Origin of the sequence: Phenylobacterium sp., assembly GCF_030654915.1 — a bacterium.
In the GTDB taxonomy this organism is placed as follows: Bacteria; Pseudomonadota; Alphaproteobacteria; order Caulobacterales; family Caulobacteraceae; genus Phenylobacterium.
The window spans coordinates 1-15037 of the sequence record NZ_JAURWM010000167.1 but is presented as its reverse complement, the minus strand read 5'-3'; the positions used below and the strand labels follow the sequence as shown (position 1 = coordinate 15037).

Here is a 15037-nt window from a genome sequence, read left to right as displayed (position 1 = left end):
CTTGTCGCGCAGGATGCCGGCGTTGGCGATCAGGATGTCGATGCGGCCCCAGGTGTCCATGGCCTGCTTGATCATCAGGGCGACGCCGGCGTCGTCGGTGACCGACGAGCCGTTGGAGATGGCTTCGCCGCCAGCCGCCTTGATTTCGGCGACGACCGCGTCGGCCGCGGCCGAAGAGCCGCCAGCGCCGTCGACCGAACCGCCGAGGTCGTTGACCACGACCTTGGCGCCGCGACGGGCCAGTTCAAGGGCGTGCTGACGGCCAAGGCCGCCGCCAGCGCCGGTGACGATCGCGACTTTGCCGTCGAAGCGGATGTCCGCCATGGAAGTCTCCCAGGGATTAAAATTCGCCGCGGTTTGTGCGGCGCGGGAAGCGGGAGGTCAAGCGCCGCTTAGCGCGCCGCCAATGTCTGCTCGCCGTCGCGCATGAACTTCACCAGCACGCGTTGGCCGATCAGGAAGGGCGCGGTGTCGGCGCTGACCACCACCTCGACGACGCGATCATCCGTGCGTTCGGTTGGATCGTCTGACTGCAGCTTTCGGGCGCCGAAGACCGCGGCGCGGCGGATGACCTTGCCGTTGTAGATCTTGGTCGGGTCGGATTCCGGCGCGATCTGCACGACTTGGCCGATGGCCACATGCGGCAGGGAGCTCTCGGCGATCTCGGCGCGGACGATGCGCGGCGCCACCGGCTCCAGATCGAACATGTTCGAGACGTTCAGGGTCGAGGCCCCGGCCCCTGGATTGGCGTAACGCCGCGCGATGCGGCCATCTGACGGCGCGCGGATCGCGGTCAGTTCAAGATTGTAGCGGGCCTCTTCCAGGGCCGCCTGGGCGGTGGCCACGGCGGCGCGCTGAGCCTGGAGGTTGGCCTGCGCCTCCCGGATCTTGTCGCTGGCCTCGTCGAGCTTCTGGGCGGCGACGTAGTTGGTGGAGACCAGCGATTGCAGGCGCTGATGCTCGCGCTGGGCGGTGGAAAGCTGGACCTGCAGCAGGGCGATCTGCGCCTTCGCCTGTTCGACGGCGGCGCCGGCGCGGGCGGCCGACAGCTTCGGTTCGTCGTCCTCCTGGCGGGCCAGGACCTGGCCCTTAACGACCTGATCGCCTTCCTGGACATAGACCTCACGGACGATCCCGGCGCGGCGCGCGGCGACCTGGATCATGCCGCCTTCGATGTCGGCCTTGCCATTGGCCACGGCAACGAACGGGCTCTTGGGCGCAGCCGCGGCGGCGGCGCGGGCTTCGGCGGCCTTCTTGGCCTTGGCCTGGCCGGCCAGGGCGAAGGCCCCGCCGCCGATCACCGAAAGGGCCGCGATGACGGTGATCTTGATGCGATGCGACTGAATGAACTTGAACATGCTCTAGGCCTTGATGAGCTCGGATTGCCGGTCGCCGGTCGGAGCGTGCGCGGCGCTGGCGCGCCGGTCGTCCAGGATGCGGCCGTCTTCGATATGGATGATGCGGTCGGCATAGGCCTCGAGCCGCGGGTCATGGGTGACGCAGATCACGGCTGCGCCATGGTCCTTGGCCGCCCGCTGGAGAAGCTGGATGACGATCTGTCCGTTCTCGCCGTCAAGCGCGCTGGTCGGCTCGTCGGCGAACAGCAGGCGCGGCTCCTTAGCGAGCGCGCGGGCGATGGCCACCCTTTGCTTTTCGCCGCCGGAAAGCTCGGCCGGCCGCTGGTTGAGCCGGGCGCCTAGTCCGACCTCGGTCAGGGCGATTGCGGCGCGTTCCTTGGCCTCGGCGGGGGAAAAACCCTTGTACTTCAGGATCGTCGTCACCTGTTGCAGGGCCGTCAGGGCGCCGAACAGGTTGAAGCCTTGGAAGATGAAGCCGCAGTTATCGAGCCGAAACTTGTCGATCTTGCCCGGGCGCTGGCTCCACAGGTCCTCTCCCAGCGCCGTCACCTGGCCCTCGTCAGGCTTCAGCAAGCCTGACAGCGAGGCGATCAGGGTCGACTTGCCCGAGCCCGAGGGGCCCATGACCATGGTCATTTCCCCGTGGCGGCAGTCGAAGTCGACCGACTTGAGCACTTCGATATGGGTGCGGCCGGTCTTGAAGCGTTTGACCAGGCCCTTGCCCTGGAGGGCGATGGGATTGATGGGGGGGCCGTTCATCGCAGCAGGTCCGCCGGCTGGCTTTTCTTGAGGATGCCCAGGGCCATCAGGCCCGAGGCGAGCGAGATCGCCATCAACAACACGCCCACCGCCGCCATCCAGGTCAGCGGGAAGCCCATCGGCAAGCCGCTGCTGTTGGCGAGCAGCGAGACCAGGAAGGTGAAAAGGGCGGTGGCGCCGAGGCCGGCGACCCCGACCCAGAACGACAGTTCCAGGACAATCAAGCGCAGCGAGCCCATCGACACGCCGAGCGCTCGGAGCGAGGCGAACTCCTTGATGTTAGCCAGGATCGCGCCGCGCAGGGTCTGGGAGGTGATGCCGACCCCGATCAGGAAACCGAGGAACACCGAGAAGCCGAGGAAGACACCGATGATCTGTTCCTTCATCAGCGCGCTCTCATTGGCCTTGGCCAGTTCGGGCCGAGTCCAGGCGCGATAGGCGCCCTTGGCCTCGGTGTTGAGCTGGTCGCGCACCGCCTCGGCCTGGCGAGAATCGCGCAGCCGCACCATCAGCGGCCCGGTCTTCTCGCCCTTCTCCGCCATGCCAAGCCGGCGCAGCGTGTCGCGCGACACGACGATCGACGCCTGGTTGATGTCAGGATAGCCGTCCAGCAGGGCGCGGATACGCACGGTCTTGCCGTTCACCGTGGCGGTGTCGCCCAGCTTCACGCCCAGACGGTTCTGCGCGGAGCGGTCGATGACGATGGCGTTGGGCTCCATCAGCGCCAGGCGCACGGCCTCGGGATAGTCGACGGGCAAGGTCAGGGCGCCTGACTGGGTGTCGACCATATTGACCTGCACCCAGGTCGTGACCTGCTTCTGGTCGCCGACGGGCTGGTTGGTCCAGCGGCCTCCGCCGCCGTCGAAGCTGGCGACCTCGACGACGTTCGGGTTGAGGTAGAGCTGTGGGCCGATCCGGCGGGGCAGGCTGGAGGGACCTGAATTTATGAGACTTTCGGACTTGGCCGGCATGATCATCAAATCGGCGCGCGAGCGGTCGATGGTGGCGGTCGCGGCCTGGATCATACCCGTGAACATGCCCACCTGCGCTAGGATCAGCAGCCCCGAGAAAGCGAGCGCGATCACCGCGGCCAGATAGCGGCGCCATTCGTAGATCAGGGTCGCTAGGGCCAATGACATGGGCACCTCCTCAACCGAAGCATGTGATGCACGCAGGCGCTGTAGCCTAGTTAAATCGAGGTAAGGCGACCGGGTCGGCGCTGGTCACGCTGACTGGCAAACGTTACGGAGTTACATCCAGCGAGCCGCCCCGGCGGGCGCTCGCGCTCATCAGGTTGCTGACGAATGACCCCAATGAAGTTCGGCGCGGGCCTTGGCCTTGCCGCCGCGTTTGCGATTTCCGCAGGCCCCGCCTTCGCTGACGAAGGCATGTGGACCTACGACAACTTCCCCCTCGCCAAGGTCAACGCGGCCTATGGGCTGAAGCTCGACCAGCCGTGGCTGGACCGGGTGCAGGCCGCCTCGGTGCGCCTGACCACCGGCTGCTCGGCCTCGTTGGTTTCGAAGTCGGGCCTGGTCCTGACCAACCACCACTGCGTGGTCGAGTGCGTCCAGGACCTCTCTTCGGAGAAGACCGACTTCGTGAAGGACGGCTTCGCCGCCGCCACCCGCGAAGAGGAGAAGAAGTGCCCGGGGATGCAGGCCGAGATCCTTACCTCGATCACCGACCTGACCAAGGACATCCAGGCCGCGACCGCGGGGAAGACCGGCCAGGACTTCATCCGCGCGCGCGACACCGCCATGGCCGCGGCCGAACTGGCCGCCTGCGCCGGTGATCCGCAGCTGCGCTGCCAAGTGGTCAGCCTGTACCGCGGCGGTCAGTTCAAACTCTACAAGTACCGCAAGTACGCCGACGTCCGGTTGGTCTTCGCGCCCGAGTTCGCTACCGCCTTCTTCGGCGGCGACCCGGACAATTTCAACTTCCCGCGCTTCAATCTCGATGTCGGTTTCCTGCGCCTCTATGAGGACGGCAAGCCGGTCTCCACGCCCCAGCATCTGACCTGGGTCTCGCGCGCGCCGAAGGAAGGCGAGGCGACCTTCGTCTCCGGCAACCCCGGCTCGACCAACCGCCTGATGACCATGGCCCAACTTGAGACCCTGCGTGACCTGACCATCCCGGTCGGCCAGCTTCAGCGGTCGGAAATGCGTGGCCGTCTGGCCCGCTTCTCCGAGGAGTCGGCTGAGCACAAGCGCGTCGCCACCGACCCGCTGTTCGGGATCGAGAACTCCTTCAAGGTCTTCTACGGCCAGCAGTCGGCCCTCAACGACAAGGCCTTCATGGACGCCAAGCGCGCCCAGGAAGCCGAGCTGAAGGCCAAGATCGCCGCCGATCCGAAGTTGGCCGCCGAGATCGGCGATCCGTGGAGCGAGATCGAAAAGGCCCAGGCCGCCTATGCCAACAACTATCTGCGCTATCGCCAGATCGAGGGCGGCGCGACCTATTCCAACCTCTATCACTATGCCGAGATGCTGGTTCGCGCCGCGCAGGAACGCGCCAAGCCGAGCGCCGAACGCCTGCCGGAATACGCCGAGGCCCGGCTGCCGCTGCTTGAAAAGCAACTGCTGGACGTCAAGCCGATCGACGCGGCCCTGGAAGAGATATCGCTCGGCTTCTGGCTGTCGAAGACCCGCGAATACCTGACCACCGACGACGCCGCGGTGAAGGCCTTGCTGGGCAAGGAGAGCCCCGAGGGCCTGGCCAAGCGCACGGTCGCCGGTTCCAAGCTGGCCGATCCTGCCGCTCGCAAGGCGCTCTGGGACGGTGGCCTGACCGCCATCCAGGCGTCCGACGATCCGATGATCCAGCTCGTCCTGCGCAACGATCCGGCCGCTCGCGCCGTGCGTAAGACCTGGGACGCCGAGGTCGCTGGTCCGACCGACCGCGCCGCCGAGCGTGTGGCCCGCGCCAAGTTCGCCGCCTATGGCGACGCGGTCTATCCGGACGCCACCTTCACCCCGCGTCTCTCCTACGGAAAGGTGGCGGGCTGGACCTACCGCGGGACCACAGTGCCGGCGACGACCAATTTCGCCGGGCTCTATGAGCGCGCGACCGGCGCCGAGCCTTATCAGCTGGCCCCGCGCTGGGTCGCGGCCAAGGGCAAGGTGAACCCGGACACGGTCTACAACTTCGTCACCACCAACGACATCATCGGCGGCAACTCCGGCTCGCCGGTGGTCAACGCCAAGGGTGAGGTCCTGGGCGCGGCCTTCGACGGCAACATCCACTCGCTGGGCGGCGCCTTCGGCTATGACGGCTCGATCAACCGCACGGTGGTCGTGGCCACCTCGGCGGCGACCGAGGCGCTGTCCAAGGTCTATGGCCAGACGGCGCTCGTGAAGGAACTGACGGGGAAGTAGGGCCAACCCCATTCGTCATCCCCGGCTGGAGCGAAGCGGAAGGCCGGGGATCCATAGACACGATGCTCTCGGGGGCTGGCCCGGCTTGCGCCGGGAGCCGGCCGGGCCATATTCGACGCCATGTCCAGCCTCCGCATGCCCCAGGGCCATCGGTCGCCCTTCCAGACCGGCGCCAGCGTTCTTGATGTCGAGATCCAGCAGGAGCGCAGCGCCGCGCTCGGGGCGGCCGGCCGCCGCATCGAGAAGGCCCTGGCCGCCCTGCGCGAGTTCGACGCCATGGGCGGCGATCTCGCCGACCGCCCGCCGATCCTGAAAGAGGCGGCCACCGCGGTCTGGTACTATTTCATCCAGCGCGAAGCCTGCGGCATCCGCGACCAACGGCCGGCCATCGAGCATTATGCGATCCCTCGCGAAGTGCTGATGCGGCTGGGGGCGAGCTAGGCGCGGTTCTTCATCTTCCGCGCCAGGTCCTGGAGCGTCGTCTTTAGCTCGACGATCTCGTCGAGCGGCAGCTGAAGCTGACAGGCCAGGGCGGTTGGCACCTCCGCCGCCTTTTCGCGCAGCGCCTCTCCGGCCTTGGTCAAGGCGATCTGCACGCGCCGCTCGTCCTGGGCGTCGCGGGTGCGGGTGACGAACCCGGCCGTTTCCAACCGTTTCAGCAGCGGAGTCAGGGTGCCGGAATCGAGCTCCAGCGCTTGGCCCAGCGCCTTCACCGTCCGTGGCGCCTGTTCCCACAGGGCCAGCATCACGAGGTACTGCGGGTAGGTCAGTCCCAGCGGCTCCAGCAGCGGGCGATAGGCGCGCGTCACCAGCCCGCTGGCCGCGTAGAGCGCGAAGCAGAGCTGGTTGTCGAGGCGCAGGCGATCGCCGACCGCGGAAGCGGCCGGCGTCTTTGTCTTGGTTTTGGTCTTCGTGGTCATCCTGCTCGTACGGATATCGCAACATCGACGTTGCCGCGAATGGCGTTCGAATAGGGGCAGACCTGGTGGGCGGCGGCAACCAGGGCCTCGGCGGCGTCCTGATCCAGGCCTTGGGTTTCAGCGTCAAGCGCCACGCCCAGCTTAAAGCCGCCTTCGGCGCGCGGGTGAAGTTCGACGGTCGCGGTGACGGCGGCGCCCTTCAACGGGATCTTCTGCTGGCCGGCGATGAAGCGCACGGCGTTTTCGAAACAGGCCGCGTAGCCGGCGGCGAATAATTGTTCTGGATTGGTGCCGCCGCCCTTGCCGCCCATCTCCTTGGGCAGGGCGAGGTCGAGGCTCAGCAAGCCGTCCTGGGTTTCGACATGGCCGGCGCGGCCGCCCACGGCGCGGGCTTGGGTGGCGTAGAGAGGGACCATCTGATTTTCTCCAATTCAATTGTGTACAATTAAATAGGTCGATGTGAGGCGGTGTCAAGCCGGGTAAGTCACAACGCGACGCCGAGCCGGCTTGCGCGGGCCATGGCCTCCGTAGTCAATGGCGGCAAAGCTGCCCGAATCCTGGGGCGCGGGGGCCGTTGATGTTTCGTCCTGAGAACGCCCAGAGCCTCGTTGGTCTGGCCTTCATACTCGCCATCTGCTGGGGGCTTTCCGAGAACCGGCGGGTCTTTCCCTGGCGTCTGGCCTTGGGCTCCATCGCGGTGCAGGTCGGGTTGATCCTGCTGCTGTTCGGTCTGCCGGGCGCGCAGGTGGTGATCGAGACGCTCAATGCCGGGGTGGACGGCCTGGCCGCGGCGACCGCCACCGGAACCCAGTTCGTGTTCGGCTACCTCGGCGGTGGGACTCAGCCCTATCAGGTCACCAATTCGTCGGGTCTGTTCGTGTTCGCCTTCCAGGTGCTGCCGCTGATCCTGGTGATCTCGGCGCTCTCGGCCCTGCTCTGGCACTGGAACATCCTGAAGTGGATCACCCAGGGCTTTGGCCTGTTGTTCCAGAAGACCATGGGCCTGGGCGGCGCCTCGGCCCTGGCGGTGGCGGTGAATATCTTTCTGGGCATGATCGAGAGCCCGATCGTCATTCGCGCCTACCTCGACAAGCTGACGCGCTCGGAGCTGTTCCTGATGATCGTGGTCGGCCTGGCTACCGTGGCCGGCTCGACCATGGTCGCCTACGCCACGATCTTGAAGGCCGTGCTGCCCAACGCCGCCGCCCACGTGCTGGTGGCCTCGATCATCTCGGCGCCGGCCGGCATTCTGCTGGCCCGTATCATCGTGCCGGAGAAGCCGGGCCAGGGCGGCTTCTACGCCGACTACAACTCGCTCCTGAAGTACGACTCCTCCATCGACGCCATCAGCAAGGGCACGATGGACGGCCTGACGGTGGCGCTGAACGTCTCGGCCATCCTGATCGTGTTCGTGGCTTTCGTGGCCATCGGCAACGGCGTGCTGTCGATCTTTCCGCCGGTCTTTGGCGAGGCCCTGACCATCGAGCGCATCCTAGGTGTCGTGTTCGCGCCGCTGGCCTGGGCCATGGGCATCCATTGGGACGAGGCGCCGAAGGCCGGCTATCTGCTGGGCGTGAAGCTGATGCTGACCGAGTTCATCGCCTTCATTCAATTGGGCGCCATACCCTCCGGCGAAATGACCGAGCGCACCCGGATGATCCTGACCTACGCGCTATGCGGCTTCGCTAACGTAGGGTCAGTCGGGATAACCGTTTCCGGCATGGGCGTGCTGATGCCCGCCCGGCGCAACGAGATCATCGGCATGGTGTGGAAGGCGCTGCTCGCCGGCTTCCTGGCCACCTGCATGACCGGGGCGTTGGTCGGCGCCATGCCGCGCGAACTGTTCGGGCTATAAGGAGGAGGCGGCCGCAAGAGCCGCCGGGAGGAAAGCATGAAGCTCTACGACACGCCCCTGGCGCCCAACCCGCGCCGCGTTCGCTGGTTCATGGCCGAGAAGGGCATTGAGGACATTGAGGTCGTGTCCCTGAACCTGATCGAGGGAACCCACAAGCAGCCGGAATACCTGGCCAAGGCCGGGCTGCCGAACGTCCCGGCCTTGGAGATGGAGGACGGAACCACCATCACCGAATCCATCGCCATCTGCCGCTATCTGGAGGCGCTCTATCCGGAGCCCAACCTCTTCGGGCGCGACCCGAAGGAGACCGCTGTGATCGAGATGTGGATGCGGCGGGCGGAGATGATGGTCGCCACGCCGTTCATGATGGGCGTGCGCCACAGCCATCCGGCGCTGGCGGCGCTGGAGACCCAGAACCCGGAAATCGCCGAGTACAACAAGGCTCAGGGATTGCGGGCCTTGAAGGTGCTGGACCGCCGGCTGGCCGAGGCCGAGTGGCTGGCCGCCGATCGCCTGACTATCGCTGACATAGTCGGCTTCATCGGCATCGACTTCACCCGGATGATCAAGATGGTGATCCCCGAGGACCTACAGAACGTCCACCGCTGGGCTCAGGCGATGCGCGAGCGGCCGGCGGCCAAGGCGGCGATGCGAGCCTAGGCGGGCGGACAGCCAACCAACGCTCCAGTTTTGAACTATCCCTGACGGACCAAGGTGCTCTCACGATGATGTCGTCCCTCGTCTCGGCGCTTGCCGGTCTCGCGCTCTTCGCCCCGGCGGGCTCTTCGACCGGAGGAACGGCCGACACCGTCTATCTGCATGGTGCCGTGATCACCGTCGATGACGCCCAACCCAAGGCCCAGGCCGTGGCGGTGAAGGACGGCAAGATCCTCGCGGTCGGGTCGGACGCCCAGGTCGGCGCTCTGCAGGGCCCGGCGACCCGTGTCGTCGACCTGGCCGGCAGGACCATGGTTCCAGGCTTTGTCGACGGGCACAGCCACATCGGCGACATGGTGCTTGGCTGGAACCTGACCGACCTGTCCCCGCCGCCGGTCGGCACGGTTCGCGACATCGCCGGCTTGCAGGCGGCGATGCGCGGGGCCCTGGCCCGCGCCGCTTCGGACGACAGCTTGCTGCTAGGTTCGGGCTACGACGACTCGCTGCTGGTCGAGCGTCGCCATCCGACCGGGGCCGAACTGGACGCTGTCTCGGCCAGCCGGTCGCTCTGCGTCTTTCATGTCTCGGGCCACCTGGCGGTCTGCAACAGCGCGGCGATGACGCGCCTGGGCTTCGTCAAGGGCGCGCCCAATCCGCCCGGCGGCGTGATCGCGCGCGACGGCGCCGGCGAGCCCACCGGCTTGCTGGAAGAGCAGGCGGTCTTCGCGGTGTTCGGAGCCATGACTCCGATGACGCCGGAGGTGGCCGCCGGGAGCTTCGACGAGATCCAGACCTACTACGCCAGCCTTGGTTACACGACCGCCCAGGACGGCCAGACAGCCAGCCCCGCCACCTTGGACCTGTTGCAGAAGTTTCAGGCCGCCAAGCGCCTGAAGATCGACATCGCCGTCTATCCGAAGTGGACCCTGGCCGAGAAGATGGTCGCCCGACCAACGGATTTCCCCGATGGACGCCCTGCGCGCCCTGACCATCTGGCCCGCTTGGCAGCATTTCGACGAGGCGAGCCGCGGCTCGATCACGGTCGGCAAGAAGGCCGATCTCGTGGTGCTGGAAGCCGACCCGCTGAGCACCGACCCGGCGAAGATCAAGGACATCGCCGTGATCACCACGATCAAGGACGGCAAGCCGATCTATGAGGCCGGCAAGACGGTGGTGGCGCGCAAAGCCTTCGCCCAACCCTAGGCGGGCTTGATCAGCTCCAACGAGCGGATCCGGGATTCCAGGGTCGGGCCGACCGCCATGACGAAGAGTTCGTCCGCGCCGGTGGCGCGGGCCTTCTCGTCGAGGCGGGCCTTGACGCTGGCGGGATCGCCGACGATGGCGCGGGCCATGACCCCCGCCAGCCTGGGATCGCCGGAGCGTTCGGCCAGGTATTCCTGAGCTTCCGGGATCGAGCGGAACCGGCGGCGCTCGCCGTCAAGGGTGGCGAGGTTGCCGGCCCGCATTGGCGCGGCCAATCGCTCTGCTTCCTCCGTGGTCTCGGCAGCCAGCGCGATGGTCGCCACGCCGGCCCAGGGTTTGTCGCGAAACACCGAGGGCTTAAACCCTTGGCGATAGGCGGCGACCGACGGTCCGCCCTCTGCGCGGGCGATGAACTCGGCGAACACCATGCCGACGCCGGCCGCGCCCGCGAACTGGGCGCTCTCTGGCGACGAGCACAGCATGAAGAGGTCGGGATGCGAGGGGCCTGACGGGTTGGCGCGGATGTCGTGGGCCGGATGGGCGGCGGTGATCGGCTCGGTTCCCGAAGCGTCCAGCAGCCAGGCGTTCAGCAGGGCGAAATAGTGCGGGAAGGCGTCGGACATCGCCGAGCGCAGCGCAGCCCCGGTGCGGCCGTCCGTGCCCAGCGCGCGGCCGACGCCCAGGTCGATGCGGCCGGGCGCCAGGGCCTCGAGCTCCATGAACACTTCGGCCACCTTCAGCGGCGAATAGTTCACCAGCATCACCCCGCCCGAGCCGAGCCGGATGGTCTTGGTCACCTGGGTCAGGGCCGCGATCAGGATTTCAGGGGCCGGGGAGGAGAGGGTGCCGATGTTGTGGTGCTCGGCCACCCAGAACCGGTGATAACCCAGCCGCTCGGCGGCCTTCGCGACCTCGATGGTGTCGCGCACGCCTTGCGCCTGGGTGCCGTCCCCGCTGACCGGCGACAGGTCGAGGGCCGAGAGGGTGTAGCTCATGCTGAGATTCTTCTCGAAAGGGCCGCCCACGCCGGGCGCGTCAAGATCATGCCTTCGTCCAACAGATCCTCGCCGCCGCCCTCGATGAATCCTTCCCGTCCATAGACGTGTCTGGCGCGATGATTGTCGGGCCGGACGTGAAGGTCGAGAGCCTGGGCGTTGCTGGTCTCGAAGAGCCGATCAACAAGGTCGCGCAGGAGGGGTGTTCCCACGCCTGCGCCAGGCGAATCCACCGCGATGCGACGTAGCCGCACGATGGGCTCGCGCAACTTTTGCAGGATCGCAAAGCCGGCCAGCCCGTCAGCGGATCGGCGCCCAAAGTAGCGTGCGTCCGGCGACGCCATCTCGGCCGCGTGAACCTCGGCGGTCCAGCTATGGATGAAAGCGTCATAGCCTGGCAGGCGCTCGATGCGCATGACCTCGGCGAGATCCTCCTCCGACAATGAGACGAGGTCCGCCATGACCGATCCTACTTCTTGCGCAGTTCCCGCCAGATCTTGCGTGCGCCGAAGGCGGTCACCAGACCCGCGAACAGGGCGAGCACGATCTCCATCGAGAGATCGAAAATCTGGGTCGAGGCCGTCATGCCGTTCGATCGGCTCATGATCAGGAACAGCAGAATGTCCATTGTCATGAACAGGAAGATCGGACCGGCCAACAGCACCATGGCCGCGCCGGGGGCGATTTCCTTCAGGCTCTCGGTAGTCAGTTTGCGGGTCATGCTGCGTCCCTTGGACGGGTCTTCTTGATAACCGCGGAGAAGTTCATCACCGGCTCGTCGCCAGTGGTGATCAGGCCGCGGACAAAGACCATGCTGCGGCCAGCCTTGACGACCTCGCCGCGGCATTCGACCAGCGAGCCCTGCGGCACCGCGCCGACGAACTCGCCGTTGAAGGTGGCGGTGACGCTGCGGCTGTCTTGCAGGACGTCGCGGGCGATCACGAACAGGCAGTAGTCGGCGAAGGTCATGATCGCCCCGCCGTGCATGAAGCCGCCGCCGTTCATGTGATGCTTCTCGGCGCGCATGGCGCAGACCGGGCGGCCGTCAGCCTCGTGCTTGAAATAGAAGGGGCCGGCGTGGTCCTCGAACGGGTCGTTGCCATAGAGCGTCCAACCGGCCCACTCGCCGTCCTTGACGACCTCGTGCTTCCAGCCGCCGACCGTCTGTTCCTCGCCGCCGTCCATTCCGTATCCCCTGACCCCGGTAAGGGTTTGCTCGCCGCGCGCTCAAACACTAGTTTGCCGGCCTACTCACCAGCGACCTAGGCGGCAGGGAAACACTATGCAAGGCCGGACTGTCTATCTGTGCGGAGGACTCCGCAGCCCTATCGGCCGCTATGCCGGTGCGCTTTCCAAGGTCCGGGCCGACGATCTGGCCGCTCATCCGCTGAAAGCCCTGATGGCCGCCTATCCCACGCTGGACTGGGAGCGGGTCGACGAAGTCATCTACGGTTGCGTGAACCAGGCCGGCGAGGACAACCGCAACGTGGCGCGCATGGCGCTGCTGCTGGCCGGCATGCCGTCGAGCGTTCCAGGCATCACGGTGAACCGTCTGTGCGCTTCGGGCCTCGACGCCGTGATCGCCGGCGCGCGCGCCATCGCCTCGGGCGAGGCAGACCTGATTGTCGCCGGTGGCGTGGAGAGCATGAGCCGCTCGCCCTTCGTCATGGCCAAGCCGGACACCGCCTTCTCGCGCAGCCCGGAAATCTACGACACCACCATCGGCTGGCGGTTCGTGAACCCGGCGCTCAAGAAAGCCTATGGCGTCGACGCCATGCCCGAGACCGCCGAGAACGTCGCGACCGACTACCAGATCAGCCGCGAAGACCAGGACGCCTTCGCTCAGCGCAGCCAGGCCCGCGTCGGCGCGGCCCGCGCCAAGGGCTTCTTCGACGGCGAGATCGCGCCGCTGACCATCAAGGATCGCAAGGGCGACATCGTCGTCTCCCAGGACGAGCACCCGCGTCCCGACACCACCCTGGAAGCTTTGCAGGGGCTCAAGCCCATCGTCCGCGAGGGCGGCACGGTCACGGCCGGCAACGCCTCGGGCGTCAATGACGGCGCGGCGGCGCTGCTGCTGGCCTCGGCCGAGATGGTGCAGAAGCTGGGCCTTGAACCGCTCGCGCGCATCGACGGCGGCGCGTCCGGCGGGGTGGCTCCGCGGATCATGGGCGTGGGTCCGGTCCCGGCGGTCGAGAAACTGACCGCGCGCCTGGGTATCACCGCGCGTGACTTCGACGTCATCGAGTTGAACGAGGCCTTCGCGGCCCAGGCCCTGGCCTGCACCCGCGCCTGGGGCCTGGCCGATGACGCCGCCCACGTGAACGCCCACGGCGGCGCCATCGCCATCGGCCACCCGCTGGGCGCTTCGGGCGCCCGGCTGGCGCTCACCGCCGCCCGCACCCTGCACCAGAGCGGCGGCGAACGGGCGTTGGCGACCATGTGCGTCGGCGTCGGCCAAGGTTCGGCGCTCGCGCTCGCCAAGGCCTGACGTGCGCCTGATCGCCATCGCAGCGGCCCTGGCCCTGGCCTCGGCGGCCAACGCCGAGACCCCGGAAGCCGTGGCGCCCAAGCCGCCGGCCAACCTGATCGCGGCGCTCCAGGCCGCGGGGCTCGATCCTCGCACCAAGGTCGAGGGCGGCTCGGTGCAGGTCATGCTGGGCCAGCGGGCGGTCTTCCACCTGGACGACGAGGGCAAGCCTGTCCTCAACGAGGTCGAGGCCGGCCGCGTCGATCTGGCCACCCCCAATGGCGAGGGCGAGACCTATAAGGGTCCCGGCGTCGGCAAACTCGCCTTCGCGCTGGATTCCTCGCCCGAGAAGCGTCAGTCGATCATGAAGGTCTGGAACGGCCTGAACCGTCCCGTCGCCTATGAGGCCGAGATCACCGCGGTGCGCGGCGGCCAGCTGATGAAGCGCATGGCGACCATCTGCACGGTCCCGGCGGGCGGCGCGACCCATGAGGTCTGGCCCGATCCGATCGTCAGCGTCACCCTCTCCAAATTCGCCGAAACCCCGGCCGACAAATTCACCTGCCAATAGCCGAGACTTAAATCATGGCCCTCGACCTCGAAACCCGCGAGCAACTGATCGATACGGTCCGCCGGTTCGTCACCGAACGCCTGCGTCCGCTGGAGGCCAAGGTCTCCGAGGACGACGCGATCCCCAATGAGGTGATCGAGGAAATGAAGGCCCTGGGCCTGTTCGGCCTGTCGATCCCCGAGGAATACGGTGGGCTAGACCTCTCCATGGAGGACGAGTGCCTGGTCGGCGTCGAGCTGGGCCGCACCAGCCCGGCCTTCCGCTCGGCCTTCGGCACCAATGTCGGCATCGGCAGCCAGGGCCTGGTGATGTTCGGGACGCCGGCCCAGAAAGCCAAGTACCTGCCGGGCATAGCGTCGGGCGAGATCATCACCTCGTTCGCCCTGACCGAGCCGGAAGCCGGTTCCGACAGCGCCAATGTCCAGACCACCGCGATCCGCGACGGCGACGTCTATGTCCTGAACGGCACCAAGCGTTTCATCACCAACGCCAACAAGGCCGACCTGTTCACGGTCATGGCCCGTAGCGATCCCGGCAAGCCGGGCGGCGGCGGGGTCAGCGCCTTCTTGGTCGAGCGGAACCTGCCGGGCCTGTCGGTCGGCAAGCCCGAGAAGAAGATGGGCCAGCAGGGCGCGCACATCTGCGACGTCATCTTCGATAACGTCCGCGTGCCGGTCGAAAACCGTCTCGGCGCCGAGGGCGAGGGCTTCAAGGTCGCCATGCAGGTGCTCGATCGCGGCCGCCTGCATATCTCGGCGGTCTGCATCGGGGTGGCCGAGCGGCTGCTGGCCGACTGCGTGGCCTATGCCTCGGAGCGCAAGCAGTTCGGCCAGGCGATCTCCGGCTTCCAGCTCATCCAGGGCATGATCGCC

At 67.0% G+C, this 15037-nt stretch carries 18 protein-coding genes and 1 pseudogene; 9 read left to right on the top strand and 10 right to left on the bottom strand.

Annotated elements, in window-relative coordinates:
* The 4 genes from Q7T84_RS08715 to Q7T84_RS08700 form a co-directional block, all read right to left on the bottom strand.
* Positions 1–324: SDR family NAD(P)-dependent oxidoreductase (locus tag Q7T84_RS08715; RefSeq protein WP_304807813.1), on the bottom strand; the 324-nt coding region annotated here is incomplete at its 3' end.
* 68 nt (positions 325–392) lie between these two features.
* Entirely contained in the window at positions 393–1358 is a 966-nt protein-coding gene (locus Q7T84_RS08710; RefSeq protein WP_304807811.1) for an HlyD family secretion protein, read from the bottom strand.
* A gap of 3 nt (positions 1359–1361) precedes the next feature.
* Positions 1362–2117 (bottom strand): ABC transporter ATP-binding protein, encoded by a 756-nt coding sequence (locus Q7T84_RS08705; RefSeq protein ID WP_304807809.1) that lies wholly within the window; start codon positions 2115–2117, stop codon positions 1362–1364.
* A complete protein-coding gene (locus Q7T84_RS08700) occupies positions 2114–3256 on the bottom strand; it encodes an ABC transporter permease (protein ID WP_304807807.1) in 1143 nt (380 codons plus the stop codon). The genes Q7T84_RS08705 and Q7T84_RS08700 overlap by 4 nt, the downstream gene beginning before the upstream one ends.
* A gap of 174 nt (positions 3257–3430) precedes the next feature.
* Here Q7T84_RS08700 and Q7T84_RS08695 point away from each other — a divergent pair, with 174 nt between their 5' ends.
* Complete coding sequence (locus tag Q7T84_RS08695; protein WP_304807805.1) at positions 3431–5494, top strand: S46 family peptidase; 2064 nt, start codon at positions 3431–3433, stop codon at positions 5492–5494.
* Between the two features lie 120 nt (positions 5495–5614).
* Positions 5615–5935, top strand: coding sequence for a DUF6665 family protein (locus Q7T84_RS08690; protein WP_304807803.1), 321 nt, complete (start codon positions 5615–5617; stop codon positions 5933–5935).
* On the opposite strand, the gene Q7T84_RS08685 is transcribed toward Q7T84_RS08690, so the two are convergent.
* Positions 5932–6414, bottom strand: a complete 483-nt coding sequence (locus Q7T84_RS08685; protein ID WP_304807801.1) for a MarR family winged helix-turn-helix transcriptional regulator — start codon at positions 6412–6414, stop codon at positions 5932–5934. The genes Q7T84_RS08690 and Q7T84_RS08685 overlap by 4 nt on opposite strands.
* A complete protein-coding gene (locus tag Q7T84_RS08680) occupies positions 6411–6830 on the bottom strand; it encodes an organic hydroperoxide resistance protein (RefSeq protein ID WP_304807799.1) in 420 nt (139 codons plus the stop codon). The genes Q7T84_RS08685 and Q7T84_RS08680 overlap by 4 nt, the downstream gene beginning before the upstream one ends.
* Before the next feature lie 161 nt (positions 6831–6991).
* Here Q7T84_RS08680 and Q7T84_RS08675 point away from each other — a divergent pair, with 161 nt between their 5' ends.
* From Q7T84_RS08675 to Q7T84_RS21130, 4 genes and pseudogenes are all read left to right on the top strand, one after another.
* Complete coding sequence (locus Q7T84_RS08675; RefSeq protein ID WP_304807797.1) at positions 6992–8269, top strand: NupC/NupG family nucleoside CNT transporter; 1278 nt, start codon at positions 6992–6994, stop codon at positions 8267–8269.
* A 36-nt stretch (positions 8270–8305) separates the two neighbouring features.
* Complete coding sequence (locus Q7T84_RS08670) at positions 8306–8929, top strand: glutathione S-transferase family protein (RefSeq protein ID WP_304807795.1); 624 nt, start codon at positions 8306–8308, stop codon at positions 8927–8929.
* A 65-nt stretch (positions 8930–8994) separates the two neighbouring features.
* A pseudogene (locus tag Q7T84_RS08665) lies at positions 8995–9867 on the top strand (amidohydrolase); the annotation flags it as partial.
* Positions 9868–9892: 25 nt separating this feature from the next.
* A complete protein-coding gene (locus Q7T84_RS21130) occupies positions 9893–10129 on the top strand; it encodes an amidohydrolase family protein (RefSeq protein ID WP_370653637.1) in 237 nt (78 codons plus the stop codon).
* Here Q7T84_RS21130 and Q7T84_RS08660 read toward each other — a convergent pair.
* Genes Q7T84_RS08660 through Q7T84_RS08645 form a run of 4 tightly spaced genes read right to left on the bottom strand, consistent with a single transcriptional unit; the run spans position 10126 to position 12309 of the window.
* Positions 10126–11124 carry an LLM class flavin-dependent oxidoreductase gene (locus Q7T84_RS08660; protein WP_304807791.1) on the bottom strand — a complete coding sequence of 333 codons (999 nt, stop codon included), beginning with the start codon at positions 11122–11124 and terminating at the stop codon, positions 10126–10128. The genes Q7T84_RS21130 and Q7T84_RS08660 overlap by 4 nt on opposite strands.
* Positions 11121–11585 carry a GNAT family N-acetyltransferase gene (locus Q7T84_RS08655; protein ID WP_304807789.1) on the bottom strand — a complete coding sequence of 155 codons (465 nt, stop codon included), beginning with the start codon at positions 11583–11585 and terminating at the stop codon, positions 11121–11123. Before Q7T84_RS08655 ends, Q7T84_RS08660 begins: the two co-directional genes overlap by 4 nt.
* 8 nt (positions 11586–11593) lie before the next feature.
* Positions 11594–11845, bottom strand: coding sequence for a hypothetical protein (locus Q7T84_RS08650; protein ID WP_304807788.1), 252 nt, complete (start codon positions 11843–11845; stop codon positions 11594–11596).
* Positions 11842–12309: a PaaI family thioesterase gene (locus Q7T84_RS08645; protein WP_304807786.1), complete on the bottom strand. Its 468-nt coding sequence runs from the start codon at positions 12307–12309 to the stop codon at positions 11842–11844. Before Q7T84_RS08645 ends, Q7T84_RS08650 begins: the two co-directional genes overlap by 4 nt.
* Before the next feature lie 97 nt (positions 12310–12406).
* Here Q7T84_RS08645 and pcaF point away from each other — a divergent pair, with 97 nt between their 5' ends.
* The 3 genes from pcaF to Q7T84_RS08630 all read left to right on the top strand — a co-directional run.
* Positions 12407–13615: a 3-oxoadipyl-CoA thiolase gene (gene pcaF / locus Q7T84_RS08640; protein WP_304807784.1), complete on the top strand. Its 1209-nt coding sequence runs from the start codon at positions 12407–12409 to the stop codon at positions 13613–13615.
* Between the two features lies 1 nt (position 13616).
* The gene (locus tag Q7T84_RS08635) at positions 13617–14165 is read left to right on the top strand and encodes a hypothetical protein (protein WP_304807783.1); all 549 of its coding nucleotides are present in this window, start codon (positions 13617–13619) and stop codon (positions 14163–14165) included.
* A gap of 14 nt (positions 14166–14179) precedes the next feature.
* A partial coding sequence (locus Q7T84_RS08630) for an acyl-CoA dehydrogenase family protein (protein ID WP_304807781.1) occupies positions 14180–15037 on the top strand: 858 nt, incomplete at its 3' end.